Here is a 25,523-nt window from a genome sequence, read left to right on the forward strand (position 1 = left end):
AGATATTCCTACGAGTATGGGATACCCTGCGTGTCGGCGCTCAACGCGGGGCTCCCTTGCTCTGGCTCTCGTGTGTGCTTAGTCCGCGCCCTAGAGCGGAGCTCTTCTGCGGGCGCTCGACTGCATGGCAGGACCGGCCCGGCGGGGCGCGCGGCTGCAGGAAGTGCGCCGGGGGTGGGGGCAGGGGAAGACAGCGAGATCATGCGACCGCGTGAAGAGAGGCTGTGCCGCCTCGGTGCGATGTCCAAGCGGCATCGTAAGCGCGCGACTCCCGAGATCCGTTGGCTAGACCCTCGCCAGCGAGCTGCAAGCGTCTATTCATGGTCTGCGTCTACGGAAACATTTTTGTTCCGTCTCCCGCGCATTCGAATTCAGAGGTCGAAAGCTGATACCTTGCGACTTCATTCCTCCAACCCTATGATCTTGCGTTTCGGTTGCCTTCAGTACAGGCATGGGTGCAAAACATCGATCACAAAGCTCCGATGATCTGCGTCAGCGCGGCGGGCACTGATCTTCTCGTAATTTTCACCAAGGATCGTCCTGACCGGCTACGGCGGATTTTACCTGGACTAGCGTTTCCCACTGAAAATGTGATTCTACTCGATGATTCTCATAGGAACGAGAATAGATTGGAAAACATCCAGTTAGCAGAGATGTTCAATTTGAACTATCATGGAAAATATGAGCAGCAGTCCGTACTTGGCAGACTGCTCTTACCGGACCTCCAGAACTTTGTAGGGGCGCTCGGATCAGTTCCGTGGGGCCTCGGATTCAATCGAAATTACGCGCTGGTCCTCGCATCTCTTCAGAAGGCAACTAAACTGATCATGATGGATGACGATGTCGATTTGGAGGGTTCTCCAGTTGCAACTGACGTACTCCGTTTACTTGATGCGAACAGATTTGTAGGCGCCAAGATCGAACAGATGCCAGACGACTCAATCGTCGGCCATATACATCGGGGGGCACACGTTGTGCAAAAACGGTATGCGTCGGGGACTTTCCTTGGCCTGCAAATCGATCGCCCACCCGTTAACTTTTTTGTAAATCATTACAACGAAGATTGGATTTGGTTGTTCCTAGAAAACTACGGTCGGCCTGTGTTTTCTCCTGTATCCGTGAAACAACTCGTATTCAACCCGTTCGTGAATTGGAAAGATAAGGTATTGTTCCAGGAGTATGGTGAGATCTTATGGGAAGGTGTCACCGCGGCTTCAGAACGGGGGCAGTTCTCACTACTCGAGAATTGTGATCACTGGCGAATCGTGATTTCAGATCGCAGGCAAGATATCGATGCTATTGGCAGCATGGAGCTTCCTGGACATATCCTACCTATAGCACACGGGGTCCGTTCTCACCTCCTGAATTATCTGGATAAAGCAACATGTGAGCCCTTTGTTCGGTTCTGGAAAGAGTATCTGGAGTTGCTGCCTATCTGGCATCGGGTGATGGAACACCTCTGCAGCCAAGGATGGTCCGAGTGAGTTTCCATTCTACCAGTGTGATCTACCGTAACTGTTTCCTGGGAGAAGAAAGCGTAGTTGGCGAATACTCAGTAATAGGAAAAGCCTCTCGCGTGAGGCACTCGTCATATAAAGGCCCGGTCAGGTTGGAGTACACGGGAAAACTTCTCAATACCTTGATCGGCATTGGCTGCTACATCGGATCCCACGTGATCATCGAAGAAGGGGTGTCGATAGGGGACGGTGCTGTGATCGATGATGGCGCCGTCATAGAAAGTGGGGTGAGGGTCGGCGCCGGCGCGTTCATCGTGCATGGAGCGCGTATTTGCGAAGGTGCGCAAATCGGTTGTGAATGCGTGATCGGTGGCTTCATAGCCGATTACAGCAAAGTCGGTGATAGGACGCGAGTACTAGGACAACTGCTCCATCGCCAAGAAGATCCAACAATCCCATGGGATGTCGGAGTAGAAGCGCCGCCCGAACTAGGTGCAGACGTGTTTGTCGGAGCATCGGCCCGAATCATTGGTGGAGTCGTAATACCTCCGCGCGTTTACGTCTGTGCCGGCGCGATCATAACGCAACCGGTTGCGAGTGACCATGTGGCCTTTGGAATAAATGAGTCAGTCCCGATCCAGAATTGGACGGGTGCTCTCCGGTATTCAACCTTTTGGCAGGAGTTGCGCTCATGATCAATCCCATGCATCTCCAAGTTTTTGTTGGTTATCAGATAAACTCCGTTTATCACGCTACCGCTGACTTGAAAGCCATGGGGGACGCGTTGGCTGCACACATGCGGCAGCTTAACAGGCCAGCTACGTTGGAAATCGAATATGGCGAGTTTCCTCCGGGTGTAAATCTGTGGGATCAGATCTCACAGAAAATCAAAGCTGCCGACATCACAATCTTCGATATCTCTGAGAATAACCCGAATGTACTGCTTGAGGCTGGAATTGCTGTTGGATCAGGTCGACATGTCATTCTCTTGAAGAGTAAAAAATCATTTCCTCACTTCCCTACGCCGACAGACTTGAATGCGTTCATATACTACACATATGATTCGTCAGCAGATCTAGAAGGCGAAGCCTACCTGTCCATGGCTGCTGGATCAATCCACCATTTTTTATCCGAAGCGCATGATCCGTTCTATTACCACAGATCCATATGGTCCTTACGTCCCCTTAGCCGCACAATTGTCGTTCCTGGTCGACTGCCGGAGCAGTATACGGGCAACAGATTCGAAGATTACGTTCATATTCGTTCGTACGGGGATTTAGATGCTGTTTTTATGGTCGTAGAGACCCTCCACCGCCTATACCCGGGAATGGAAATCGACATTGTTTCCGCAAGGGCGATTCAGGACCTGCCCCCGCGCTGGAATGACGCCAACATGATTCTGATCGGTGGACCGGACTTCAATCCGCTTGTACACGAGTTCGACGAGATCTTGCCGTTAGAGTACATGTATGAGAAAAGAGAGGATGCTGACGGTATCGAGGGGAATGACATCTGGTTGCGCCACAAGAGAACCGGCCAGGAGTACCGGCCTCGCTTTTTCAAGCGCCATGGTAAAGAACGTGCCGTAGATTACGGCTTTTTCTTGAAGTGCTCTCGTCTGCGCGATGGACCTGCAAAACTGGTCGTGTTGGGGGGCGCTAGGACTTGGGGGGTGTATGGCGCCGCCATGCTGGTTGGGTGCACAAGTGGCGACAAGAACTCCGATGGATATCGGAATGCTCGGAGGCTCGTAGAGGCGTTCGGAACCGACCCTTCGCTGATCATTCCCGTGGAGGTTCAAGGGACAGCTGATGGAATCCACCCGCCTAAGTGGAGTATTGAAGATGTGGAGGCCCTACCTAACGCTGGTGCGGCACTTTAGATGGGATTCGTGCGTGGGGTCGTTGGGATGGGACCCGGGTTCCAGCGCGGCGTGCACTGTCCTGCGTCTGGACGGGGGCTCTACACTCTGCGGGGCCGCCCCGGATGGCAGCGGTCCCAGTGCGTTTGAGCGGCCGTCGCGCGGTCCCGCCATAGTCCAGCCGCTGGATGGATGAGCCTGTGGGCACCCAATGCCAGCCCCTTTGTTCTGGCTGCCGTTCTCGCTGGCGTTGGGGCGAAACTCTTCTCCGGGCGCTCGACTGCATGGCATGACCGACCCGGCGCGGCGCGCGGCTGCAGGAACTGCGCTGGTTGTCGGGGAGGGGGAGGGACGTGCTCGCTGAGGGTGCGTGGACCATTCGGGCGCGCGCAGCGACGGAACGCTGGTGAGGCGTTGAAGAGTGCTCCGTGGGTGCGACTTTGTGAACCACATAGGTGAGGTCGTCTCGCGCTATCCTTGTATTTTCAGCGATCCGGTATAATATGCTTTCGGTGTCGTTCCGATCCTCCACACTGACAGGAAACCCACAATGGTTTGTCGAACCGCATTTCTCGTTTTCTGCGCCATTGCCATTGTCCCTTGCAGAACCTCCGCCCAAGATTTGGAGATCGGTGCGACCTGCCGATTCAATGGCACCTTAGTCCCGTATTTGGTCGGTGCCGGAGACGTTATTACAACCCGCGGCCAGGCATCTACGCTCAATCCCTTAATCACCTATGTGGGTGAGTTTTCACAAGGGGCGTCAGCAGTTAGACATGTAAAATTCCATTTCGTGCCTTATACCGACGCCGCGCTCAATGCGTATTGGGTAGGGGGCGTAGGCACAAAGAAAACATTCAGCGTCCCATTCAGCGAGATTGCTGGTCGGTGTGCGCGTGCTTACGCGACGGGATTCAAGCACGGTGATTTTGCGATAGGTGCACTCGCGCTACCGGCAAAGCTCCGAGCTGACCCCTTTAATTTCTCGGGGACAATTAGCCTTGGCCCTTCGCTCGCATATAGGTGGCGAATGTCACCCACGCGAGACTATCATCTGGGCGCCATAGCTAGTGTGGGCACAACCAGCGTTCAGCTTACTCCTGCAAACACCGACTCAGCCGTTGTCGAAACCACGGACAGAGCGGCGTACTATTTTGCTGCTGGACTGATGGCAGAGTTGGGCACAACTCAAATTGGGCTCTTTCTAGGTAAGGACCTCATCAACACCCCCAACCAGGAAGACTGGATCTACAACAATAGGTACTGGTTTGCTCTTGGTATTGGGGCTGCGCTCTTTGGCGCAGACGGTGATCGCAGCGCTCCGACTAAGCAAGGGAATTAGGGCAACGCCAGCAGGCGTTGCGGCATTGTAGCGCGCTGTTGAACCCGGGCGGCCGGATCTTTTCACACGAAACCATCCAGAAACAGCCGGCCCCCGGATAGAAATTCTCAAGCCCATGCTGAATTGGGTCACGACCATCGATTTCGGCCGTGTGACGCACGAAGATGATTTCAAGGCGCAGATTCATGCCGCCGGTCTGGAACTATTCACCGCCTTGGCACACCGAGGAGGCGGGGCCTCGTACATTGCCGTGGCGAGGCCGGTTCACGCATAGTAACAACAGAAACAACCACGGCCGGGCACGCTAACAACACAGACAACCACGGCCGGGCGGTTCGGACCTGCAGAGTCGGAGCCGCTATTGTGGCGCCGACCTCCTCAGAACCGTGCGGCAGGTAGACTGCGCCCAACCGCGTCCGAAGCGGAGCCGGCGCTCTCCTACGGCTCGCTCAATGCCCAGGTTGCCGGCCCAGCCCAGCCGCCGTCACACGCACCCACAAACGAGCATCGCATGCCGACAAACGAGAAGCCAAGCGGACCAGCGTCCTACTTCCCTTCGATCGAGAAGAAGTACGGAAAACCCATCGAGCACTGGCTGGAACTCGCGCGGAACCAGCAGGGGATGAAGCACATGGACATGGTGAAGTGGCTGAAGGCGGAGCACGGCCTGGGCCATGGTCACGCCAATGCGATCGTCGCCTTCGTCCTCGCCGGGCCGAAGTAGTGCGCGAGGGTACCGGGCCTTGCGGTGCCACGGTTTGACCGTGGATGCAGCGCGCCATGGCCCTCGGCCGGACGAGCGTCTCACGCGCAGCCCGGCAGTCTTGCGCACCGCCACTGAACCGCCTCTCCATCCGGCGGTCACCGGGCATCTCGCACCTCAAACTCGTTCGAAATCCGAGAACCCGGGGGTAGGGGGACTGCTTCTCCGGCACCCGTGGGAGGCCAGGAAGAATAGGCCCGGTACACCAGGCGGAAGCGACCCGCCAGCTGTGCGACCGTGAAACGGGGGTAGCCCCCGGGGTAATGTCGAAATCGAAGCGTGTCCGTTCTGGTTTCCCCCGGTCCGATGGAAGGCAGTTCGTTCCTGCGAACAGCAGGGCATTGTGACTCGAAGGCATCGATCCACTGCCCATCCACCTGCTTCTGCAGATCTACCCATAGGTCATCATCCTCGCACTCGGCCAGGAAGATCCGGCCGCGCGTAGGATTGGAATACCGCGCGATGATCGTCAGTTCGCCCGCCTGTGGTGGTTGCGCCCGCAGAATCGCGTACCTTGGACTGGTCGTCTGGATAGGTGGACGATCCTGGGTGTTCTTTTCCAGGGGTTGCCCACTCCCGGTCGCCGCGTTCGGTGAACCCGGTGGGCGCGCCCCACAGGCTGCGAGGGCAACGACCAGGAAACTCGCGAGCACGAAGAGAGAGTGTCCATCTCGTCGTCCGCACGTCGGGTAGTCAGTCATGGACAGAAAGATCTGAAGGGTCACAGGGCACTCTCCGCACCCGTTGCCGGAGAGTGCCCCTAAATCAGCAGTTCGGATACAGCGGGTTGTCAGCGGTACAGTCGAACGTGTCGAGAGCGCCGAGGTCATCCTCGATGTTGATCATCGAACTCATCGCCCCGTTGCTGCCCCACCGCAGGCCTCGCAGGTAAACCCAACCCTCGTACCCGCTCGGCGAGAAGACTGGGCCGCCGCTGTCACCCCCGGCCGCGAGCAGGCTGGCGCCATCCTGGCAAAGGAGCTGCTTTCCCGCTTCTGGATAACTCGAGAAACAGGTCTCGTTCACATTGCCTTTCTTGAACCCTGTTGTCGATCCGAGGGCCCACACCTCTTCACCGTAGTCGACCCACGGGACTTCCCCAATGATCCGATACTCAGGGCGACTGGCATCCACCGTCAGCGATCCGACGCCGGTCGTTCGCGCGATTCGTCCGTAGCCCCATCGGCTCGCTTGCCAGAGTCCAGCCATTGCATCTGCATAGCGGCACTTGTGAGCAGAGCCGCAGCTTGTGCCCGGCATTTCGACGAAGGGCGGATCGAGGTGCTCGGTGCCGATGAAGTCGTTCGAATTGGTGACAGAAATCTGATACCACCTCAGGTCCTCATCCACACCCCTTCGGCCACAGTGCATCGCCGTGATGAACAGCGACTCCCAGGCAGAACCTGACCACCTCCAACCGTTGAAGCCCAGGGTGCAGCCAGCCCCGCTATGCTGAATCAGGTAGCCCCCTGCTACACTCGAGGCGCGTTGTTGGAGCGTCAGGGCGGGCGCTTGCCGCGGCCGACGCTCGACGATCACCGCTCCAGACGGAATGGACAGGCGATCGAGTACTCGTCTTACGTGGGTGATCCCCTCATCGGTTTCTACGCCCACGACTACACGATTCGTGCGTTCCTGTATGTCCACATGGGTGATCGAAGGAATCTCCGAGGCGCTGGCTTCAATTTGCTGGCGCCAGTTCAAGAGGGAGGGAAAATCGTATTGTCCCTGGAGCACCTGTATGTTCGCGATGTCAGGCCGGTTGCGACCTCCCACGGTGATGGTGCGATCCCGCAAGAACGGAATGAGCGCAGTTACTGCTGCTCCGCGTTGGGCAGGCTCGAGCAGGTAGACGTTTGGGCGCCCCTGCGCGTCGAAGAACCAACCTCCAAACCCGCCGGGAACGACTGATGCAACGTGTTTGAACTCCTCATCGATAGAGCGGAACTGTCGCCCGGGCGGCCCCTGAGGGCGGATCCGTTCCGGTCCGTGCCGGGGGCCTTGCGTGTCTTGCGCTACCGCTGAACCGAGCGAAGCGGCGAGCGCGATCGTTACGCCTGCCGATAGGATTACACTGTTCATTCTAGCCCCCGCGTATCAAGGTTACGAGCTGAAAGTGATTCGCGCCTTTTGCGCTATATTCCGCATGCATCGCGTATGCCAAACGGTGGATTTCATCGTAGGTTGTGGGAGCAACGTGGCGCTGGGGGTTGACCATGCGCATGAGCATCGACCAACGTGAAACGCAGGCAGGTGCCCGCCGCCCTCGTGGCGAGATCAGCCCGTGCGGTACGCGGGCTGCGCTCAGCCGCGTGGGAAGCGAGCCGGCGCTCCCCACGGCTTCTCACTTGCCCGTGCCGGCCCAGCCCGGTTCCCGTCACTCACGCCCCACAAACAAGGATCGCATGCCCACAGACGAGAAGCCGAGCGGACCAGCCTCCTACTTCCCCTCGATCGAGAAGAAGTACGGACAACCCATCGAACACTGGCTGGAACTCGCGCGGAACCAGCAGGGAATGAAGCACATGGACATGGTGAAGTGGCTGAAGACGGAGCACGGCCTCGGCCATGGTCACGCCAACGCGATCGTCGCGTTTGTGCTCGCCGGGGCGAAGTAGTACCCCGGCACCGACGCTGGAGAGGTGCCAATCTACTCATCGAAGCACGACCAACTGATCCACAGCCGCCATGAGTCCCTTCACACGCGTAGTTGCCCTCGCCTGCCTGGCGATCGTAGTCTACGACACTGCGATGTCGGCGGCCTCGCGTACCTTCGGCTTTCCGTATACCTCCGGGATCGCGGGTTCGTATCTCATCTACGCCGCGGCCGGGTTCTTCGGAGCACGAGCGGGTGGCGGTCTATCGATGGGAGTTCTGGCGGGGGCAGCGGCAGGCTTGACCGATGCGACTCTCGGGTGGTTCATCTCGTGGGTCATTGGGCCGGGGCGCCCGCCCGACGAGATGCGCACCGCAGGAGCGGTAGCAGGCGTCGTCATATTCGTCACGTTTCTCGCAGCCGCCGTGGGTTTCATCGGCGCCTTGATTGCTCGTCTATTCGGGTCGTCATCAGCCCCCCCGGCCTGACACCGTGAAGCCGAAACAGATCCGCGGCGTCCACCGCGAGCAACTCTGGCAGCGGCTCGCGGACACTTGGGCCGTAGGAGCCGGGTACTGGCACCCTCTCGCCGAAGTGCCGCGGCGGGACGTGCTGGCATTCCAGGCACCCGACTTCCACCAGGCCCTCGTGGCTGGGCAGAAGCTGCACGCGATCCTTGCGGGTCGCGGGGTCGAACGTGTCTTTGAGGTTCGAGAAGGCGGGAGCGCCTACCAGATCGAGCTATCTGACCTCGATCCAACGTACACGGGAGACGAGGGGTTCTGGTGCTCAGACGCGATGGACTGGTTGCTGTACGCATCGCACGAGAGCTCGCTTACCGTTGGAGGAAAATGGCTGATCTCGCGGGTGAAGGCCGCCTGGCCAGAATGGGAGCGACACGTGTGGACGACCCCGATGCTCTAGTCCCGATCGCCGCACCATGGCATTCACATCGTGGGGAAGCACGCCTTTATTTGGCCGGCCTGCTGTGCATGAAGTTGCTTCCGCGGCGTTCTAGTGACCGGCGGGGCTCGCTTCCCCGTGCCGCGGATGCTCTCAAACACCGGATCCCCATGCGATCGATTTTTGGCTGCCTGCTCCTGCTCGCCCTCGTCCTGCCCTATCTGAGCGGGTGCGGAATCCTGGAGCCGGACTCCACACGGCTTCTCACTCTCCATGTGGGCCCGCAGACGGCCGAGTGCGTGGGGATGGAAGTTCAGCAGTGCCTCGTCGTGAAGGAACGCCCCAATGATGAGTGGAACTTCTTCTTCGCCTCCATTCAGGGTTTCACCTTTGAACCCGGGTACCTGTACGTCCTGCAGGTCCGCCGCCGGAGCATCCGCAATCCCCCGGCGGATGGGTCCAGTTACGAGTATCACCTGCTCCGGGTGGTCTCCAAGGAGCCAGTTCCTGCCGATTGGCGGGAGCGATGACTGAGCACGTGGCCGACGTCGAGGGACATGCTTCCTGACATAACCCTCCAACGGGTCCGGGGCCTGGCCCCCGCATCACGAGTTGCCGGTGCCCTGCTGCTCAGCGGCTTGTCGCTCGGCTGCGCGGGGGGCGGAGCGCAGCGGGTGGAGCCTGCCGTGGGTGGCCCAGCGAGCAGCCTGGGTGTGCACTCGGCCACGGACAGCTTGGAGGAACAGGCGGCCGCGCGTGTCGCCGCCGCCGTGTGCGGCAAGCGCGTCGTTCTCCTCGGCGAGTTGCCCGACCACGGCCATGCCCGTGGATTCGGCGTCAAGGCGCGAGTCGTGGAGCGCCTGGTGGCGAACTGCGGCTTCCGCGCGGTGCTGTTCGAGGCGGGGAGCTACGACTTCTTCGGCCTGGAGCAGGCGATCGCTACTCCGCGGGGCCCGGTCAGCGCAGCGGCGGGCGCGCCGCATCCGTGGACGTGGGCCGGCCGGGCCGATTCGCTCCAGCTCGTGCTCGACCGCGCGATCGGCGGCTTCTGGTGGACGCGGGAACTCACGGAATGGCGGCGATGGCTCTTGCACGGGGCGGTGACCGGCCGCGTGGCCGTTGGTGGGCTGGACGATCAGCCGAGCGCGACGGCGGCCTACGCCCGGGCGACGATGCCCCGCCTGGTGGGCGCCGCGGTGCCGCCCGCACGCGCGGCTGAGTGCCGGGAGGCCGTCGCGCGCTACTTCAGGTGGGGCTACACCGAGACCCTGCCGTACGACAGCACGGAGCAGGCACGGCTGGCCGACTGCTCCCGGCTGGCGGCCGACCGCACGCCGGCCGCACCGACCTCCGTCCAAGGGCGGACGCTGGACGAGATCATGCTCGGCGACTTGGCCACCTACTTCGCGCGCGAGGCCCGAGTCGCCGGGGCACCCGACCGTGACCTGTCCATGGCCCAGCGCCTCGCGTGGTGGTCTGCCCGGCTTCCGCGAGACACCAAGATCGTCGTCTGGACGGCGACGGTGCACGCGGCGCGCGGGCCCGGCTCGCCCCCCGTGCTCACCCTCGGGGTGCCGCCCCTGGGCGCGCGGCTGGCCGAGACGTGGGGCGACCAGCTGGCGGTCATCGGCTTCACGGCGCTCCGCGGGGAGTGGTCCCGGGCCGGGGGGCCGACGCAGCCGCTCGATCCGCTGCCGCCGCACTCGTTGGAGGCCCGGGCGCTCGCGGCCGGGACGGCTGGCGACGCGGCGGGATGGGCCTTCCTGGACCAGGCGGCGCTCCGTTCGCTCGGCCCGGTGCCGTCGAGGCTCTTCGGCGGCGTCAAGACAACCGATTGGTCCGCTGCGTTCGACGGCGTCGTGGTGATCCGCGACGAGGCTGCCCCAACCTTCGAGCCGCGGCGGTAACACCCGCGGGCCTCCACCTCCACCCGCCCGCCGCTGGGTGACACCCCGTCGCGCGCGCCGCACGCCGATCCCGAACCTTTGCGCCCATGTCCAACGCCGAGGATCCGCGCGTTCCGTTCGTCCGCACGTTGATGCCGGTGTGGCTGGTTACGGCCGTATGGGACTTCATCTGTGCGACCGGGCTTCACGTGTTCGCCTACCACGGCACCCCGGCCAGGCTCTGGCAGGGCGTCGCCTTTACGGTGCTCGGGCCGCGAGCGCTCGTCGGCGGCGCGACCGCCGTGGCGGCCGGGCTCATCCTTCATCTGGCCGTCGCGCTCGTCTGGTCTGCCCTCCTCGTTGGGGCGCTCCGGGCGTGGCCGGCGCTTCGCCGGGCGATTCGGAATCCCGGTGGCGCCTTCATGGTGGCGGTGGCCTACGGGCCCCTGATCTGGCTCGTCATGTCGCTTGTGGTCATCCCGCTGGCGACCGGCCAGCCAGCGAAGTTCGGGCACCGATGGTGGGTGCAGCTCGGCGTACACGTACCCTTCGTCGCGCTCCCGCTCGTGTTCACGGCTCGTCGTGTGCTCCGGAACCGCTGAGAGTCGTCACTCGCACACCACAAACGAGCATCGCATGCCGACAGACGAGAAGCTAAGCGGACCAGCGTCCTACTTCCCCTCGATCGAGAAGAAGTACGGAAAGCCCATCGAACACTGGCTGGAGCTCGCGCGGAACCAGCAGGGAATGAAGCACATGGACATGGTGAAGTGGCTGAAGGCGGAGCACGGCCTGGGCCATGGTCACGCCAATGCGATCGTCGCCTTCGTCCTCGCCCGTTCGTGATGCCGGAACACCGAAAATCCAGCAGCCGGGAAAGATGTGCCTGAGGCGCTTGGGGCTGATCCATGCGCCGTTCGCCCAATCGCGTCTGCTTGGAACGCGTTCGGCGTCAGAATCAGCCGTCATTCCGCGATGCATGTGCAGCCCCTCTCGTCGTCAGTCCCCTGACCGGTACCCGCATGCCCACGTCGCGCCCTTCCTGGCTGTCCTGTCCCCGCCCCCTGGCCCGGGGCTGTTTTTTCTCCGTGCTGATGGCACCGCTCGGGCTTGCGCTTGCTCCACAGCATGCTGACGCACAGACAGCAGGGGATTCTCTGCCGTTCGTTCCGGCCTATGCGCCGCCCCCCGGAGCGCCGTATCGCGCGGTCGAAGTGCGGGTGCCTTCCGCGGCCGCGGCACTTGGGGCTACGCTCACGATTCCCTGCGGAGCAACCGATCGCCTGCCAGCCGCCGTGCTGATCGCCGGAACGGGGGTGCAGGATCGCGACGGCGGCGTGATGCCCAACGACCCGTACCGGCCGTTGCGGCAGATCGCCGATACCCTCTCCAGGCGCGGAATCGCCGTGCTGCGCCTGGACGATCGCGGTTTTGCGGAAGGGAATCACTGGTCACCGCCGACCGCCGCGGAAGTTGCGGAGGATGTGCGTAACGCGATTTCGCTGCTCCGGGGAAGGGCGGACATAGACGCCCAGCGTATCCTTGTGATTGGGCACAGCGAGGGCGGGATCGTCGCGCCCATGATTGCTGCCGGGGATTCCGGGCTTGCCGGCATCATTCTGCTCAGCGCCCCGGCGAAATCCTGGCGCCAGACTCGGCAGGAACTGGCGAGAGCCGCGGCGGAGCGGGACCCCCGCCTGCGAACGGCCGAGGAACGCGACTCCGTGGCGAGCGCGCAGCTCGCCAGTGAAGAGGTCATGATCACTCGCGTTCGTGCCTTTGGATTTCTCGCGGATCATGATCCGCTGCCGGCCGCCCGACGGGTAAGCCGCCCGAGCGTGCTGATCCTCCATGGCGCGACGGATCAGCAGGTGCCGCCGGCCCACGTCGAGCTGCTTGCGGCGGCATTCCGCGCCGGAGGCAACCGGGACGTGAGCGTACGGCTCTTCCCGGAAACCAACCACCTGATGGTGCACGATCCCAATGGCGACCCGTCGGGGTACGACGCGCTCCCGTCACGAACGGTGACGGCCGAGGTGCTCGGGGCGCTTGCGGAGTGGGCCTCCACCCGGCTTGGTGCTCGTTCGGACCCGCAACAGTCTACCTGCCGCTGACAGGTTCCATGCCTCGATACGTCGCTCTCCTTCGCGGGGTCAGCCCCTCGAACTGCAAGATGCCGCAGCTGAAGGAGTGCTTTCAGTCGGCGGGGTTCGACGACGTGCGCACGCTCCTGTCCAGCGGCAATGTCGCGTTCACCACGCGCGACTCGTCCTGGACCGCGCTCGAACAGCAGGCCGAGCAGGCCATGCTCGCATCGTTGGGCCATGCCTTTCCCACGATCATCCGGCCGGCTGAGTATCTCCAGGACCTCGTCGCGAGCCACCCGTTCGCCGAGTTCACCCTGCCACCCGCGGCCAAGCGCGTGGTCACCTTCCTGCGGCGCCCGGAGAACCCGGGTGTGGAACTGCCGCTGGAGCGTGACGGAGCAAGGATTCTCAAACTTGCAGGCAGCGAGGTTTTCACGGCGTATGAGCCCAGTCCCAAGGGGCCCGTCTTCATGACGCTGCTCGAGCGCACGTTTGGAAAGGACATCACCACGCGGACGTTCGACACGGTGAAGAAGTGCGCTGTCGCATAGCTGGATGCACGAGAGGCTGCCCAGTTTCCCGTCCAGCAGCGGTATGCCGATGAAGGCGAATTGCTCCTACACAGGCGTCCGCGATGAAGCAAACCGGGATGATTGAGCAAAGATGATCGTTCAACTCGACACTCGTCAGATCACCAACTGGGAAACGTTCCACGACGTCTTCGCGCGCCAGTTCGGGTTTCCGGGCTTCTACGGGCGCAACATGGACGCGTGGATCGACTGCATGACGTCGCTCGATGCGCCCGAGGATGGCATGACTTCCATCCATGTCCCGGAAGGCCACGCGCTTGCTCTCCAGCTCGACCACGTCGACGACTTCGCCCGCCGCTGTCCGGAGCAGTACGACGCGCTCATCGAGTGCGCCGCGTTCGTCAACTGGCGCCGCATCGAGCAGGGTTTCCCCGCGGTGCTGGCGTTGTCATTCTTCAAGCAGTAGCCAGCCGCTCGCCGGGCAGCAGCAAGGGGCTATTCGTGCCGGTGGCCTGAGTGCACCGAAAGCACCACCAAACCTCAATCCAGGCACCCCGATGATGTCTGATCCGAACGGCGCCTGCACGCCCGTTCCTCCCCTCGCGGCGAAAGGCAGCCAGCGATGGCTGCAGCTTGCCGTGAATCGTCGTCCAGAGCTTCTGGACGAGCCGCTGAGGGCGTCTATGCGCCTCCCCGCGAATGTGGAGGTTGAATGGCTTTCGCCGCTGGCCGGGGAGAACTACGTGGAATATCGCGACGGTGCCACGTACGACCGTCTGGGCCTTCAGCTACGTCGCCCTTCGCTGGATTTCTGGCCGGCGAGCGGGCCGATGTGGGACGGATTGGCCCGGCTTAGTACCGGAGACGTGCTGCTGATCGAAGCCAAAGCGCACATCCAGGAAATGGTGTCGACTGGAACGCGAGCATCCGAACCCGCACGGACCAGGATCGTCGAGAGCCTCCGGGCGGTGCAGCGCGTTCTGGCGCCACGGGCGGATGTCGATTGGGCCGGCACCTTCTACCAGTATGCCAACCGCCTGGCGCACCTTCACTTCCTCCGGGAAGACAACGGCGTGCCCGCGCACCTGGTGTTCATCTACTTCCTGAACGCAGAAGATGTGGGTGGCCCTTCGGAACGTGCTGAGTGGATCGGCGCCATCAAGGTCGTCGAAGGCTACCTCGGACTCGGCCGGCACCGGCTTGGGAGATACGTGCACAAGATATTCGTCGATGCCCGGGAGCTCTCGGGAGGGCACCCGGCAAGTGCTTCGCCCAGCCCAATCCATAGCTGATTCCCCCCAAGCCAGGCCAGGCTGACGACCCGTGAGTGACGCAGCCTCTGACGATCCCGCGGCGGTAAAGGACCCGGATGCCGCGCATCCGATCGCCGGGGCGTGGCGGCCGATGCTGCGCGAGGTGGTGCAGCGCTTCGTTGAGGGAGACTATCACCTCGCGCAGGCCATTCCTGGCGTCGAGCCGGTCTCTGCCGCTACGGCTGAACAGGTTCGCGACTACCTCGCCGACTACGGCGCTACGCTTGTCGAGTTGCCGGATGACACCTGGCGGACGTCCGTCGCGCAGTGGATGGAGACACACTGGGACATTCTGGTCGACCTTTGGACCTCCGAGGAAGGCCGGAGCGACCTGGTGCTCGAGGGTGGCGTCGTGGAGACCATGGGCGGGCCTCGCCTGACGATCCACATGGTTTGCGTTCCCTAGCGTCGAGCCGAGGCGCTGCCCGGTTCTGACCACCGCAGCGCTCAGTTGCAGCGGTACGCGTACGCAGCCCTGTTGCCCAGCATGAACACGCGGTCGCCGTCCGCCACCAAACCGGACGTAGGGTACTCCGTAGACTCCTCATCGGCCTGGTAAAGCACCCGTCCGGTATTGCGGTCCAGCACGGACAGTCCTGGCCAGCTCACGAAGATGCGGCTGCCGCACACGGCAAACCCGTAGTTGCTCGCCGGCGTGCGGGTTTTCCAGCGTACTTGGCCCGTATGAACGTCCACGGCGTAAACGAAGTTGTCGGCGGATGCTACGTATGCGGTTCCATCCTCCACGACGGGGGAGTATTCGGGCCCGAATTTCCCAGGTGCACCAATTACACGCCACACCTCGCGGCCGGTAAATCGGTCGACGGCAAAGAATGAGTTCCCCGTCGCGTCGCTCACGAGTAACAGCGCGCCGGCCACGGTCGGGCTGGAGGAAACCGTGCGCCAGTCTTTTCCTTCGCCGTTCTGGTAGCGCCAAAGGATTTCTCCCGTACCCCGGTCCATCGCGAAGATCCAGCCCGTGGAGATGTAGCCGTTCTGCGCGTAAAACTGTTCGGCGGTTACGTACAAGGTGTCGCCGCTGACGGCGGCCCCCTTTATGTGCCCAGGGTACTTCCAGTCCGGTCCCAGGTCACGGCTCCACAGAAGCGCGCCGGAGGCCTGGTCCAGCGCGTACACCCGGTGCGACGCGGTCCCGAAATAGAACGCCCGGTCATCCGCGGTGCTTTTACCGAACCCGCTATGCGAGTCCGGCGTAAACCGCCACAACTCCTGGCCGGTGGCCGCGTCCAAGGCAAACGCGATCCCTTCCGCGGCCATGACGCGGCCGTTCCGCACCGTTGCGTTCTTTGGGACAGTGAACGTCAGCTTATACGTCCAGACGATCGCGCCGGATCGCGCGTCGAACGTCACCATTCCGCCCGCGATCGCGTACACTCGCTCGCCATCCGTGGCGGGCAGTTCGTCGGAGGTGCTCATTTTCGCTTCCAGCGGTGTGCGCCAGAGCAGGGGGGGCGCACCGCCTCGGGCTCCTCCGAAGATGTCCTCGCAACCTGCAGCCGCCAACGGAAGCGCCGCCGCGAGCAGAACGACTGAGGCGCGGACACGCCATGGCCGTGTTGACTGGGCTACCATGTGTCTCTCCTCACCACGCCCATGCGATTGACGAGCGCTTTCCGCAGCTCGCGCCGGGTCAGGTCGCTCTTGGTCTCCCCCACGTGGGAATCCCCCCTCGGGATGTCGTAGTTCTGCATCGCGTTCGGGTAGATCTGCGAGCTGCCCGGAACGATCCCATCGGTCTTTCCCAGGCGGGCCGTCATGATGTTCCACACTCCGGTGGTGGCCAGCATTCCTGTCGCGCGGGTGGCGCACCGGCCAGCAGTGGCTCCGGCATTCATCAGCCATCCGAGCACCGCGCACGCCGTGTTGGTAATGAACGCTCCATTCGCCTGCCTCGCCCAGTACCGACCGCCATTGGGCCCCTCGGGGATGTCCACGTAGTCACCGACCAGCCGCCACTCCACGAACAGCTTCTTGGCATAGTGCTGAATGCCGACACGGGGAAACGGTTCGGCCGAGCCGTTGAGCGTCGCCTGCAAATTGCTGCCCGGCTTCAGATCCACCCTCACCGGCGAAGCGGCGTCACCGATGATCTTGCCGATAAGGGGGATACCGAAGGCGGCGAAGTGCGCCGGTTTCTTGCAGCCGATCACACTTGGTCCGTCTATGCAGCCATAGGTGGAGAGCGCATTCACGCCGATCAGGCCTGCCATCGCCGCCGCCAGCTCCGTTCGCATGATCGGAGCGCCGAGGTGGGGGGTTCCCACGGTTACGACCCCGCTCACGAGTTCGGGGTGGTAGCGCCCAACGTAACGCGAGACCAATCCGCCCTGGCTGTGGCCGATCAGGATGTACCCGGTATGCCCCGTTGCCTGGATCTTCCCGGTCAGATCGGCGGCCTGATCCGCGATGCGCGCCGATGAAGTCAGGTCAGGCGCAGGAGTGCATCCCAGGTAGAAGTCGGCCCTCATCCAGAACAACATCCGGTGCCATGTGCCTCCGCTGCTGTATATTCCATGCTGAAAGAGCACGTTGCGCGTGTTCGGGCCCACGGTGCCGCAGAGATTTCCGTCCGTGCCTCCCCCTCCTCCTCCCCCCGTGCTCCCCTCGTCGTTGGGCGGAGGCGGCTCGCCGCCACAGGTGAGAGCCTCGGGACCGCAGAGCTCCGTGTATCGTGAGGGATTCTGGGGAGCAGACGGAGCCATCCTCGCCTGCTCGCGCTGCACCCGCCGCCCGGCGTCCTTCTGCTTGTTGTGGTGCCACGTCACGTTGCGCAGGACCATGCTGCTGCGCGCGCGCATGTTTCCCTTCTCCGACGGGGCGTCGGTCTCCACGTCCACCTGCTCCAGCACGTACTTCTCGCCTCGCAGGGCATAGGTCCGCATGGTTCTCCCAACGGCCGCCGCCGCCGCGGGCGGCATGTCGTTGGTGACGCGGACGCGTCCGTTCGGCAGCCGTTCAACGCGGCCGCGTTCGTCGGATGCGGCGGCCGAGAGCCGCACCCCGCCCAGCGACTGCGTCGTGGCGGCATATTCAAATGTCATTACGGTCGACGATCACGCCGGCAGTCACCTGGGCCCCGTCCAGCGAGCCCAGTTCCGCGAGGGGTGCCTCGGACGACCCGGCGTCCGCCGCCGCCACGATGACGTCTCCGTCCCTGGTATAGCCGGTTACCTGGTCCCCAACCACTTGCACCCGGTAGGTATCGTCCACCGGCGTCTCGTACGGGTCCAGCCCGGGGTCCTGGCGATACTCGTTGACCCGGATGGTGCCGTACGCGTCGTATCCGGCTTCGGTGTGAACGGTTTGCGTAGGGGCCGTCAGCGTTACCTGGTTCAGCGGCTGCCCGGTGCCGGAATCGACGATTGGTTCCTGAGCGGTGAGGTAGGTGGTCTGGGTGCGCGTGGCGTCGTACGTAACCCAGGTATCGCTCTGGTCGATCTCGGAGTCCACCGGCTGCTGGTTTCCGGCCGGAAAGCCCGCATCGGGCAGGCGCAGCTGCGTCGACGATGTGGGCGGGCCGTCCTGGCAACCGGCGAGAACGGCCGTGGTCAACGCACACAGAAGCGCGGAGCGGGGGCGGAGAACGGGTCGGATCATGCGTGCCGTCCTTGGAAGGGTACAGCGGAAGATGGATGATGCGGTGTGGAAACAAATGAACACAACCTGCCCAATATCGTCAATAGGTAGGTGGAGAGGCGTGGCGAGCGGCTGACGCGGAAGAGCACCGTGCGCTCCATCCGCGGGACCATGGTGTTGGAGACAGAATCGAACTGATTGCAGGGGGGGAAGACCGCCGTCCGCAGGATCGTGGTGATCGTGGCCGGCGCTGGCGACAATTGGGCTTCGCAGGCGCTGAGGAGCGGGGGCGGCGCCCCAGCGTTCCAGTTCCGCTGTCACGATTGCGGCGGCCGACGCGTTCAGGCAGACAGGGGGCATCCTTGGTGATTCCAGGCCGGCGAGGTGAAACGTGGCGCTCCACAAATGCGTTCTGGTCGTTCTTACCGTGCTCTTCGCCGGTGCGTGTACCGGTTGGGCTGATCCGTTCGGCCCAGGCGCGGCGCTCCAACCCGGCGAGACCCTTCTGATCACGGATGCACCTGCCTATGAGATCCGCCAGGAGGGCGTTCTACATGCTGTGGACTTCGAGCTCACCTACCGGAACGGCCTCGATGCAGCGGTCGCGGTACCGGCATGCCACACCCCGGTGCGGCCAATGCTACAGAAGCTCGTAGGGGGGACGTGGGTTCATGCTTTCTCTTCACCCGAGCTGATGTGCATCACATCGCCGCTCGTGATCCCCGCGAAGAGAACACACCAGTTTCGCTATCGATTGCGCGCGGATGCCTATGATCTCGAGCACTGGTCGGAAGCGGTCGATGGTTCATTGGGGGGCACGTACCGGCTTCGGTGGTGGGTCGGGGTACACGATCGGCGGGCGGACACCGGAGTAGGTGCCCCGCTGCCCGAGGAATACGTCGTGTCGAACTCCTTCGAACTGGGAGTGCGGTAGTCGGTGTGACGGGCCGGTTCGCGGCGGGGTGCACGTGCCCTCCGACGGCTGCCACGTAGAAACCATGACGCTTCAGGCGCAGATGGAACCCGCACGCGATGGCGCATCCCCATGAGCGCTGCCGTCGATCCCCCGATGCTCGTCTTCCTGGTGGGTCCGCCGGCCGTTGGGAAGATGACGGTAGGCCACGAGCTCGCGGCCCTTACCGGCCTGCGGCTCTTCCACAACCATCACACGATCGAACTCGTTCTGCGGTTCTTTCCGTTCGGCTCTCCGCCGTTCCAGCGCCTGGTTGCAGAATTCCGCCGCCGCGTGTTCGAAGAAGTAGCCGAAAGCAACCTGCCCGGGTTGATCTTCACGTATGTGTGGGCGTTCGACGAGCCGAGCGACGAAGCCGCGGTGGATGGGTGGGCCGACATCTTCCGGAAGAGAGGTGGGCGTGTCGTTTTCGCGGAACTCGAGGCGTCCCAGGGGGAACGGCTGCGCCGGAACGAAACCGAGTTCCGCCTGGCCGAAAAGCCGTCGAAGCGCGATCTCGCCGCGTCACGCCAACGGCTGCTGCAGGCAGACGCCCGTTATCGACTGAACTCGCGCGGTGCCTGCGACGGGCGAGACGACTGGTTCCGCCTCGACACCACGGACCTGGCAGCGGCCGAGGCCGCGGAAAGGATCCTCGTTCATTTCGGACTCCCGCGGGTAACCTGCTGACCCTCGCGCTACGGGCGACGACCCAATCCCACGAGTATGGCATCGCGCCTCGTGCCCGGATCCCGCGGCGCGATTATGTTGTCCGAACGCGCTGCTGCCCTTCGTCCCGAGCAACCCCATGCCCAACCCCGTCTACCGTTCCGCCACGCGGCTCTCCACGGCCACCGCTGCGATCAGCCTGCTCGCCGCCTCCGGCTGCGCGCACCTCGGCCCACCCAGTGGTGCGCGCGCGGTGGAAGTCGCCCGGCGAAACGTTTGCGGAGCGCCCGGAAGCGAAACCGACCGCGGGTGTTCCGTCCAGGAGCACGAGCGCGTGCGGGGCGGATACCGCGTGGTGGTGGACCGGCGCCCGCCGGCCGGCAACGACCGCGTGGCCGTGACGCTGGGCGGCAACGGGCGCATCCAGGTGGAAACCCTCGACAGCGTCGCGCAGCCCCCGCGGCCCGGAGCAGCCAAAGAAGCTTCTGCCGCCATCGGCACAGCCATCTATACGGCGGCGCTCGCCCATCTCGGGTTCGGTCAGGGGGATCGCATGGTCCTGGTCGTCGACAGCACGAGCATACTGGGCGATTCCCCGCTTTCGACGTCAGTCCCGGACGACGTGCGGGCCGGCTTCAGGGCGGCGAACGAGCATCGTCGCGAGCTGCCGCGCGGCGCGTTCCCGGCGGAGCGTTACCGCCTGGTCCCGAACGACCACATGCCCGGACTTCCTCGCTCCGGTGCGGGTGCTTACTGGACCGCCTTCCGGGAGCGGTATCCCGGGTATTCGGGGGTGATCCGGCTTTCGAGCATCGGCCGATCTGCGGACGGATCTCGCGCGGCGGTCTACGTCACCTACGGCTGCGGCGGGTTGTGCGGAGCGGGGCGCCTCGTCACGCTCCGAAACGATGGCGGGTCCTGGCGGGTCGTCGAGGCCAGGACGCTGTGGGTGTCGTAGCCAAACCGGCCACGCGCAGGGCCCGAGGGCGACTTTACTCAATCCCAGATCCGGCTGTCGGTTTCGCATGATTCGCAGCTTCATCTACGACACCCTGATCCTGAGGCTCACCTCCCGGTGGTACGCGGAGGTGCTGCGGCGCGTCCCCGAGGGCGCCGCGTTGCTGGACGTGGGGATCGGCACGGCCGGCGCCCTGCTGGCGAACGACGATCTGGTGAAGCGAAAGCGCCTGCGCATCGTCGGCATCGACATCGACGCCGACTACGTTGCGCGGGCACGGCAACGGCTTGGGCATTCCTCGCTGAGCGGTCTTGCCGAGGTACGGCTCGAATCCGTCTACGACCACCACGGCGGGCCGTATGACGCGGTGTACTTCTCCGGAAGCTTCATGCTCCTTCCCGCGCCCGAGCAGGCGTTGCGGCATTGTTGCGCGCTGCTGAACCCGGGCGGACGCATCTTCTTCACGCAGACCATCCAGAAACAGCCGGCCCGGTGGATGGAGACTCTCAAGCCGATGCTGAAGCGGGTCACGAGCATCGATTTCGGCCGCGTGACCTACGAGGCCGATTTCAGGGCCCAGATCCACGCCGCCGGTCTGGAGCTGGAGGAATTCACCGCCCTGGCACAGCACGGAAGCCGGGCCTCGTACATTGCCGTGGCGCGACCTGCTCACACCCGCATCGTCGCACATCCCCGGCAGCCCTCTCCCTCTGCCTGAACGCACCGATGGCAATCTCCAAGGCGCGTGGCTGTGCCTACTTTGCGCTTGCCCTGTTCCTGGTGCTGGGGCTGTCCTGCTATGTGGTGATTGGAGAGATGACCACAGCGCGGGTTCAGGCATACAAGCCCGCGGAAGCAGTCGCCCGGGGAGATGGTGAGGAGCTGCGGCCTCGCTGCTCCCGTTTCGACGTCGGGCAGGCGTGGCTCTGCATGGAATGGCATACGTACGACAACGAAACCATCAACCAGCCTCCATACAAGCTGGCCATCGACGTAACCCCGAAAACGCCAGACGTCGAGCGGGTGTTCATCGATGAGATCGTCATCTCGTCCAATCGTGGGCGGCGGTATGCGTTCGCGGATTCCATTCGATGGCCAGTCGAGGTGCCGCTACGCCCGGCCGAGGGTGCGCGGAGGAAGATGGAGCCGGCATTTCACTTCGACTTCGGCGGCGGCGAGGAGATCCAAACCCGTGTGCGGCTGCGCTTCGTGCGTGCATCGGGCGCCACGACGGTGGTCGTGCGAACGCGGTGGCTGCCGGTGGTCGTAAAGCATTTCTCCCCGATCGTTTGATTGGCCACCTGACGTGATCCTGCTGATCATCTTCATTGGGTTCGTGCTCGCCTCCGGGTACGCGTACCACCGGTGGGGGGCGCGCGGTGCAGGATTGCTGTGCCTGGCAGTGCTCGCGGCGGATGTCGCACGAGGCACCTGGGAGTGGAGCCAGCCGCACGCGGACATCGGACGGCCCCGCCCGTGGGACTGGCCGTGCCACGCGACAGGGTCGATTTGGCCGCTCATGATCCTTGGCGCGGGTGTCGCCGGCGCGCTCTACATCACGCGGCGTCGCACGACGTCCCTCGGGGAACGTCTGATCACGTCCGCCACGGTTTGTCTGCTCCTGATCCTGCCCGTGATCGTCGTGCAGCTGTAGTGGGGCATCGCGGTGCTTGCGTGCGACACCATGTAGCTGGCGCTCGCGTCCGCCGGGCTGGATGCCCCCCATCGGGTGGGGCATGCACGCCAGAAAACGGAGCGGATCGGAATGCACGATGAGAACGGGCCGGACCCCAGGACCGCACCCTGACCACGCGGCAGATGATCGACGAGGAAAACACGGACTGGCTCTTCTTCGCGCGGAGCGCGCCGCGTTCGCCGGGCGCTCCTCCAGACGGTGCGGGGCCGGATGCCTGCTAGGCGCAGGGCCTATCTCGTCGCCGGGCTCCTGGCCACGGTGGTTCTCCTTGCGCTTGGGCTGATGCGGGTCTCCGTGCTGTTTTCGATGAGCATGTGCTGCGGACCCCAAGCCTACTCCGTTGCGGAGGCGCGGCGGATGGGGCTCCTGGTGACGGTTCCCGACGTGGCCTGCCCCGTCGTTGCCTGGCAGGGCGCGGAGCACCGGATCGCCGAGGCGTGGATCGCACACCGGGTGAAGGTAGAGAGCCGCGGGTACTTCGGAATGCGTACCGTCCCCAGCGGGCGCTACAGCCTGTTCGTGCGCTTCCACAGCCAGGACGGGCGCCCGCCCGATCTGCCGATGGGCATCGGCGGTGAACCCGTGTTCGTGCATGGCGACTCGCTGGACGCGTTCGGCTGGTACGGCGACCTTGCGACCGCGGGAATCGAGCCGCCGTTCCCCGACTCCATCTGCCCGCGCGTGGCCCCGTTCGACTCGGTGCAGGCGATGCGGATGCGAGATCCGGGGTACCGGGCACGAGTGGACAGTATCCTCCAAGCCAATCGAAAGAAGCGGTAATGGACGCCGCCCGCGCCTCGTGGCTTGCCGACGGTTCGCGTATGAACCTTGTCGCGGTCGTCGGGAGTGCCCGGCGGGACGGTGATTGCACCCGGCTCATCGACGCGGTGCTCGCGGGGCGGCCTGCACAGCGGTTCGACCTCGCGTCGCTGCACGTTCGCGATTACGAGTATGGCCGGGCCGTCGAGGGAGACGATTTCCTGGCCGTGGCGGAGGCGCTTGCGAATGCGGACGGCGTCCTCTTCGCCACGCCGGTCTATTGGTATGCTATGAGCGGCGTGCTGAAGCGCTTCTTCGATCGGCTGACGGATCTCATAACCGTACAGAAGCCGCTGGGGCGCCGCCTTGCTGGACGCTCCGTGTGGGTGGCCGCGTGCGGGACGGACCCCGCACTCCCGGAGGGCTTCGACGTCCCCTTTCGGAGAACGGCAGCATACTTCGACATGATCTACGACAGTACGCTCTACGTGAGCATCCGGAACGGCGAGGTGCTGTCGTCCGAGCAGGCGAGAGAGGCGGACGAGTTCGGGGCCCGAATATTCAGGGCAGCAGCTTCCCGGACGACGCAGCCAGAGTGAGTGCGCGCGACGTTGCCCCGGTAGATTCCGTAAACCATCCACTGCCCAGCACCAACCCTTTCCTGCTCTGTCCATGTCATCGGTCAAGCGCCGCGAACTGAAGGCGTTTCTGAACGGGCTCTCCAAGGAACAGCTCATCGAGCAGATCGCCGCACTCTGCGAGGCCGTTCCGCAGGCGGCGGACTTCTACCGGACCAAGCTTCGGGCCGGGGACGACGCTGCGGTCGCCCAGGAATACAAGGAGAAGATCCGCCGCGAGTTCGCCCGCTGGTCCACGGGCGGATTCAGGTTGAGCAGTGCGCGCAAACTGGTGACCGACTTCGACAAGATCGCGGGCTCCGCCGGAACGCCTGTGGACGTAATGCTCACGTACGTCGAGGAAGGCATCGACGCGGTCCTCTATGTCGGCGGGCTGGATGCGAGCTTCGCGAACAGCATGGTCAGCATGTATCGCAACGCCGTTCATCGCGTCGTCCAGCACGATCTGCAGGCGGAGTACGGCGCCCGGTGCGATGCGTTGCGAGCCAAAGGCGCCCCGCTAGGCTGGTACCTGGGGGACAGCCTCGACGAGATCTACATGGAATACCTGTACGATGATCCTGAGGATGCGTAGGATGACATCGTACCAGCGGAGTGCAAGCCATGTGAACGAGGCGTGCATGTTCGTGGCGCCCGTTCGTGTTCATCCGTAGATTTCGGGGATGACACGAGCCCTTTCATCCGGCCAGGCGTTCGCCACGGCAGATTCCCGTCTTCGGGATTTCCAGGCTCATGACCTCCACCCACATCCACGGCATCCGCACCCTGCTCGGCCGGCCCGAGTGGTGAGGCGGTCGTGATGAGCCCATCCAATCTCGAGATACTGGCGTACGAGGACAGCCCGCTGGGTCCGCTCTGCCTGCGGCGGCGGGAGCTGCTGTCGCGCCCCGGAACGGTGGTCACCGAAGTGACGCTGAACCACGCGTTCCTGATGAGCAGCTACAACACGGCGTCCGAGCGGGCACTCGCCTCGGTCGCCCTGCAGATGCACCCGGGGACCGATCTGCGGGTGCTCGTGGGCGGGCTGGGGCTGGGGTACACGGCGCATGCGGCCCTCGCCTCCCCGCGCGTGGCCCGGGTGGAGGTGGTGGAGTTCCTTCCCCAGGTGATCGACTGGATGGAGCAGGGCCTGTTTCCGCTGGCCGCCGCGCTCCAGGCGGACCCGCGATTCTCCACGGCCGCCGGCGACGTCTACGCCCGGCTGGCCGCCGAGCCGAGCGAGCGCTGGGACCTCATCCTGATCGACGTCGATCACGCCCCGGACGACCAGCTCAGCCGGACGAACGACGTGTTCTATCGCGCGGAGGGGCTGGAACGGGCGAACCGGCACCTGGCGCCCGGCGGCATCCTGGGCGTCTGGTCGTACGCCGAGAGCTCGCCGTTCGCCGACGCGCTCCGCGCGGTGTTTCAGGAGGTACGCATCGAGCCCGTGACCTTCTTCAACGAGCTCATCGACGAGGAAACCACGGACTGGCTGTTTTTCGCCCGGGGCGATCTCTCGTGAACCCGTCACCTG

29 protein-coding genes are annotated in these 25,523 nt (G+C 63.6%); 25 read left to right on the plus strand and 4 right to left on the minus strand.

Annotated features, from left to right (window positions below):
- Positions 1-455: 455 nt before the first annotated feature.
- The 4 genes from VF632_RS12710 (at position 456) to VF632_RS12725 (ending at position 5,384) form a co-directional block, all read left to right on the plus strand.
- The gene (locus VF632_RS12710) at positions 456-1,484 is read left to right on the plus strand and encodes a hypothetical protein (RefSeq protein WP_331023272.1); all 1,029 of its coding nucleotides are present in this window, start codon (positions 456-458) and stop codon (positions 1,482-1,484) included.
- Positions 1,472-2,152, plus strand: coding sequence for a DapH/DapD/GlmU-related protein (locus VF632_RS12715; protein WP_331023273.1), 681 nt, complete (start codon positions 1,472-1,474; stop codon positions 2,150-2,152). The genes VF632_RS12710 and VF632_RS12715 overlap by 13 nt, the downstream gene beginning before the upstream one ends.
- A complete protein-coding gene (locus VF632_RS12720; RefSeq protein WP_331023274.1) occupies positions 2,149-3,339 on the plus strand; it encodes a hypothetical protein in 1,191 nt (396 codons plus the stop codon). Before VF632_RS12715 ends, VF632_RS12720 begins: the two co-directional genes overlap by 4 nt.
- 1,832 nt (positions 3,340-5,171) lie before the next feature.
- Positions 5,172-5,384, plus strand: coding sequence for a DUF4287 domain-containing protein (locus VF632_RS12725; protein WP_331023275.1), 213 nt, complete (start codon positions 5,172-5,174; stop codon positions 5,382-5,384).
- A gap of 804 nt (positions 5,385-6,188) precedes the next feature.
- On the opposite strand, the gene VF632_RS12730 is transcribed toward VF632_RS12725, so the two are convergent.
- Entirely contained in the window at positions 6,189-7,505 is a 1,317-nt protein-coding gene (locus tag VF632_RS12730; RefSeq protein WP_331023276.1) for a hypothetical protein, read from the minus strand.
- A 323-nt stretch (positions 7,506-7,828) separates the two neighbouring features.
- Here VF632_RS12730 and VF632_RS12735 point away from each other — a divergent pair, with 323 nt between their 5' ends.
- From VF632_RS12735 to VF632_RS12785, 11 genes are all read left to right on the plus strand, one after another.
- Positions 7,829-8,041, plus strand: a complete 213-nt coding sequence (locus VF632_RS12735; RefSeq protein ID WP_331023277.1) for a DUF4287 domain-containing protein — start codon at positions 7,829-7,831, stop codon at positions 8,039-8,041.
- Positions 8,042-8,511: 470 nt separating this feature from the next.
- Positions 8,512-8,943, plus strand: a complete 432-nt coding sequence (locus VF632_RS12740; RefSeq protein WP_331023278.1) for a hypothetical protein — start codon at positions 8,512-8,514, stop codon at positions 8,941-8,943.
- A gap of 149 nt (positions 8,944-9,092) precedes the next feature.
- On the plus strand, positions 9,093-9,452 hold the full coding sequence (locus tag VF632_RS12745) for a DUF4377 domain-containing protein (RefSeq protein ID WP_331023279.1): 360 nt from the start codon (positions 9,093-9,095) through the stop codon (positions 9,450-9,452).
- Positions 9,453-9,608: 156 nt separating this feature from the next.
- Positions 9,609-10,829, plus strand: a complete 1,221-nt coding sequence (locus VF632_RS12750) for an erythromycin esterase family protein (protein ID WP_331023280.1) — start codon at positions 9,609-9,611, stop codon at positions 10,827-10,829.
- A gap of 86 nt (positions 10,830-10,915) precedes the next feature.
- Positions 10,916-11,410, plus strand: a complete 495-nt coding sequence (locus tag VF632_RS12755; RefSeq protein ID WP_331023281.1) for a hypothetical protein — start codon at positions 10,916-10,918, stop codon at positions 11,408-11,410.
- Positions 11,411-11,444: 34 nt separating this feature from the next.
- Positions 11,445-11,654 (plus strand): DUF4287 domain-containing protein, encoded by a 210-nt coding sequence (locus VF632_RS12760; protein WP_331023282.1) that lies wholly within the window; start codon positions 11,445-11,447, stop codon positions 11,652-11,654.
- A 449-nt stretch (positions 11,655-12,103) separates the two neighbouring features.
- Positions 12,104-12,922 (plus strand): alpha/beta hydrolase family protein, encoded by an 819-nt coding sequence (locus tag VF632_RS12765; protein ID WP_331023283.1) that lies wholly within the window; start codon positions 12,104-12,106, stop codon positions 12,920-12,922.
- An 8-nt stretch (positions 12,923-12,930) separates the two neighbouring features.
- Complete coding sequence (locus tag VF632_RS12770; protein ID WP_331023284.1) at positions 12,931-13,446, plus strand: DUF1697 domain-containing protein; 516 nt, start codon at positions 12,931-12,933, stop codon at positions 13,444-13,446.
- Positions 13,447-13,558: 112 nt separating this feature from the next.
- Positions 13,559-13,891 (plus strand): barstar family protein, encoded by a 333-nt coding sequence (locus VF632_RS12775; RefSeq protein WP_331023285.1) that lies wholly within the window; start codon positions 13,559-13,561, stop codon positions 13,889-13,891.
- A 91-nt stretch (positions 13,892-13,982) separates the two neighbouring features.
- Positions 13,983-14,717 carry a hypothetical protein gene (locus VF632_RS12780; RefSeq protein ID WP_331023286.1) on the plus strand — a complete coding sequence of 245 codons (735 nt, stop codon included), beginning with the start codon at positions 13,983-13,985 and terminating at the stop codon, positions 14,715-14,717.
- 31 nt (positions 14,718-14,748) lie between these two features.
- Positions 14,749-15,144 carry a DUF7668 domain-containing protein gene (locus tag VF632_RS12785; protein WP_331023287.1) on the plus strand — a complete coding sequence of 132 codons (396 nt, stop codon included), beginning with the start codon at positions 14,749-14,751 and terminating at the stop codon, positions 15,142-15,144.
- A gap of 41 nt (positions 15,145-15,185) precedes the next feature.
- Here the strand turns inward: VF632_RS12785 and VF632_RS12790 are convergent, their stop codons facing one another.
- The 3 genes from VF632_RS12790 to VF632_RS12800 are packed head-to-tail and all read right to left on the minus strand — an operon-like array spanning position 15,186 to position 18,356.
- The gene (locus tag VF632_RS12790) at positions 15,186-16,331 is read right to left on the minus strand and encodes a PQQ-binding-like beta-propeller repeat protein (RefSeq protein WP_331023288.1); all 1,146 of its coding nucleotides are present in this window, start codon (positions 16,329-16,331) and stop codon (positions 15,186-15,188) included.
- The gene (locus tag VF632_RS12795) at positions 16,325-17,800 is read right to left on the minus strand and encodes an alpha/beta hydrolase (protein ID WP_331023289.1); all 1,476 of its coding nucleotides are present in this window, start codon (positions 17,798-17,800) and stop codon (positions 16,325-16,327) included. The genes VF632_RS12790 and VF632_RS12795 overlap by 7 nt, the downstream gene beginning before the upstream one ends.
- A complete protein-coding gene (locus VF632_RS12800) occupies positions 17,790-18,356 on the minus strand; it encodes a hypothetical protein (RefSeq protein WP_331023290.1) in 567 nt (188 codons plus the stop codon). The genes VF632_RS12795 and VF632_RS12800 overlap by 11 nt, the downstream gene beginning before the upstream one ends.
- 370 nt (positions 18,357-18,726) lie before the next feature.
- Here VF632_RS12800 and VF632_RS12805 point away from each other — a divergent pair, with 370 nt between their 5' ends.
- From VF632_RS12805 to VF632_RS12850, 10 genes are all read left to right on the plus strand, one after another.
- Positions 18,727-19,269 (plus strand): hypothetical protein, encoded by a 543-nt coding sequence (locus VF632_RS12805; protein ID WP_331023291.1) that lies wholly within the window; start codon positions 18,727-18,729, stop codon positions 19,267-19,269.
- Positions 19,270-19,380: 111 nt separating this feature from the next.
- Entirely contained in the window at positions 19,381-19,977 is a 597-nt protein-coding gene (locus VF632_RS12810; protein WP_331023292.1) for an AAA family ATPase, read from the plus strand.
- 118 nt (positions 19,978-20,095) lie between these two features.
- The gene (locus VF632_RS12815) at positions 20,096-20,914 is read left to right on the plus strand and encodes a hypothetical protein (protein WP_331023293.1); all 819 of its coding nucleotides are present in this window, start codon (positions 20,096-20,098) and stop codon (positions 20,912-20,914) included.
- Positions 20,915-20,984: 70 nt separating this feature from the next.
- On the plus strand, positions 20,985-21,632 hold the full coding sequence (locus VF632_RS12820; RefSeq protein ID WP_349263997.1) for a class I SAM-dependent methyltransferase: 648 nt from the start codon (positions 20,985-20,987) through the stop codon (positions 21,630-21,632).
- A gap of 8 nt (positions 21,633-21,640) precedes the next feature.
- Entirely contained in the window at positions 21,641-22,207 is a 567-nt protein-coding gene (locus tag VF632_RS12825; RefSeq protein WP_331023295.1) for a hypothetical protein, read from the plus strand.
- A gap of 13 nt (positions 22,208-22,220) precedes the next feature.
- On the plus strand, positions 22,221-22,568 hold the full coding sequence (locus tag VF632_RS12830; protein WP_331023296.1) for a hypothetical protein: 348 nt from the start codon (positions 22,221-22,223) through the stop codon (positions 22,566-22,568).
- A gap of 252 nt (positions 22,569-22,820) precedes the next feature.
- Positions 22,821-23,390, plus strand: coding sequence for a hypothetical protein (locus VF632_RS12835; protein ID WP_331023297.1), 570 nt, complete (start codon positions 22,821-22,823; stop codon positions 23,388-23,390).
- The gene (locus VF632_RS12840) at positions 23,390-23,968 is read left to right on the plus strand and encodes an NAD(P)H-dependent oxidoreductase (protein ID WP_331023298.1); all 579 of its coding nucleotides are present in this window, start codon (positions 23,390-23,392) and stop codon (positions 23,966-23,968) included. The genes VF632_RS12835 and VF632_RS12840 overlap by 1 nt, the downstream gene beginning before the upstream one ends.
- 73 nt (positions 23,969-24,041) lie before the next feature.
- Complete coding sequence (locus VF632_RS12845) at positions 24,042-24,581, plus strand: DUF6155 family protein (protein WP_331023299.1); 540 nt, start codon at positions 24,042-24,044, stop codon at positions 24,579-24,581.
- A 225-nt stretch (positions 24,582-24,806) separates the two neighbouring features.
- A complete protein-coding gene (locus VF632_RS12850) occupies positions 24,807-25,511 on the plus strand; it encodes a hypothetical protein (RefSeq protein WP_331023300.1) in 705 nt (234 codons plus the stop codon).
- Positions 25,512-25,523 lie beyond the last annotated feature (12 nt).

The organism is Longimicrobium sp., from assembly GCF_036388275.1.
Classification (GTDB): domain Bacteria; phylum Gemmatimonadota; class Gemmatimonadetes; order Longimicrobiales; family Longimicrobiaceae; genus Longimicrobium.

Bases quoted from the DNA above. Each gene is read 5' to 3' on its own strand.
- VF632_RS12770 (WP_331023284.1), top strand. From the start codon at position 12,931: ATGCCTCGATACGTCGCTCTCCTTCGCGGGGTCAGCCCCTCGAACTGC.
- VF632_RS12835 (WP_331023297.1), top strand. From the start codon at position 22,821: ATGCCTGCTAGGCGCAGGGCCTATCTCGTCGCCGGGCTCCTGGCCACG.
- VF632_RS12745 (WP_331023279.1), top strand. From the start codon at position 9,093: ATGCGATCGATTTTTGGCTGCCTGCTCCTGCTCGCCCTCGTCCTGCCC.
- VF632_RS12840 (WP_331023298.1), top strand. From the start codon at position 23,390: ATGGACGCCGCCCGCGCCTCGTGGCTTGCCGACGGTTCGCGTATGAAC.
- VF632_RS12780 (WP_331023286.1), top strand. From the start codon at position 13,983: ATGATGTCTGATCCGAACGGCGCCTGCACGCCCGTTCCTCCCCTCGCG.
- VF632_RS12845 (WP_331023299.1), top strand. From the start codon at position 24,042: ATGTCATCGGTCAAGCGCCGCGAACTGAAGGCGTTTCTGAACGGGCTC.
- VF632_RS12815 (WP_331023293.1), top strand. From the start codon at position 20,096: ATGCCCAACCCCGTCTACCGTTCCGCCACGCGGCTCTCCACGGCCACC.
- VF632_RS12735 (WP_331023277.1), top strand. From the start codon at position 7,829: ATGCCCACAGACGAGAAGCCGAGCGGACCAGCCTCCTACTTCCCCTCG.
- VF632_RS12720 (WP_331023274.1), top strand. From the start codon at position 2,149: ATGATCAATCCCATGCATCTCCAAGTTTTTGTTGGTTATCAGATAAAC.
- VF632_RS12825 (WP_331023295.1), top strand. From the start codon at position 21,641: ATGGCAATCTCCAAGGCGCGTGGCTGTGCCTACTTTGCGCTTGCCCTG.
- VF632_RS12730 (WP_331023276.1), bottom strand. From the start codon at position 7,505: ATGAACAGTGTAATCCTATCGGCAGGCGTAACGATCGCGCTCGCCGCT.
- VF632_RS12800 (WP_331023290.1), bottom strand. From the start codon at position 18,356: ATGATCCGACCCGTTCTCCGCCCCCGCTCCGCGCTTCTGTGTGCGTTG.
- VF632_RS12755 (WP_331023281.1), top strand. From the start codon at position 10,916: ATGTCCAACGCCGAGGATCCGCGCGTTCCGTTCGTCCGCACGTTGATG.
- VF632_RS12725 (WP_331023275.1), top strand. From the start codon at position 5,172: ATGCCGACAAACGAGAAGCCAAGCGGACCAGCGTCCTACTTCCCTTCG.
- VF632_RS12810 (WP_331023292.1), top strand. From the start codon at position 19,381: ATGAGCGCTGCCGTCGATCCCCCGATGCTCGTCTTCCTGGTGGGTCCG.
- VF632_RS12795 (WP_331023289.1), bottom strand. From the start codon at position 17,800: ATGACATTTGAATATGCCGCCACGACGCAGTCGCTGGGCGGGGTGCGG.
- VF632_RS12775 (WP_331023285.1), top strand. From the start codon at position 13,559: ATGATCGTTCAACTCGACACTCGTCAGATCACCAACTGGGAAACGTTC.
- VF632_RS12715 (WP_331023273.1), top strand. From the start codon at position 1,472: ATGGTCCGAGTGAGTTTCCATTCTACCAGTGTGATCTACCGTAACTGT.
- VF632_RS12850 (WP_331023300.1), top strand. From the start codon at position 24,807: ATGAGCCCATCCAATCTCGAGATACTGGCGTACGAGGACAGCCCGCTG.
- VF632_RS12790 (WP_331023288.1), bottom strand. From the start codon at position 16,331: ATGGTAGCCCAGTCAACACGGCCATGGCGTGTCCGCGCCTCAGTCGTT.
- VF632_RS12760 (WP_331023282.1), top strand. From the start codon at position 11,445: ATGCCGACAGACGAGAAGCTAAGCGGACCAGCGTCCTACTTCCCCTCG.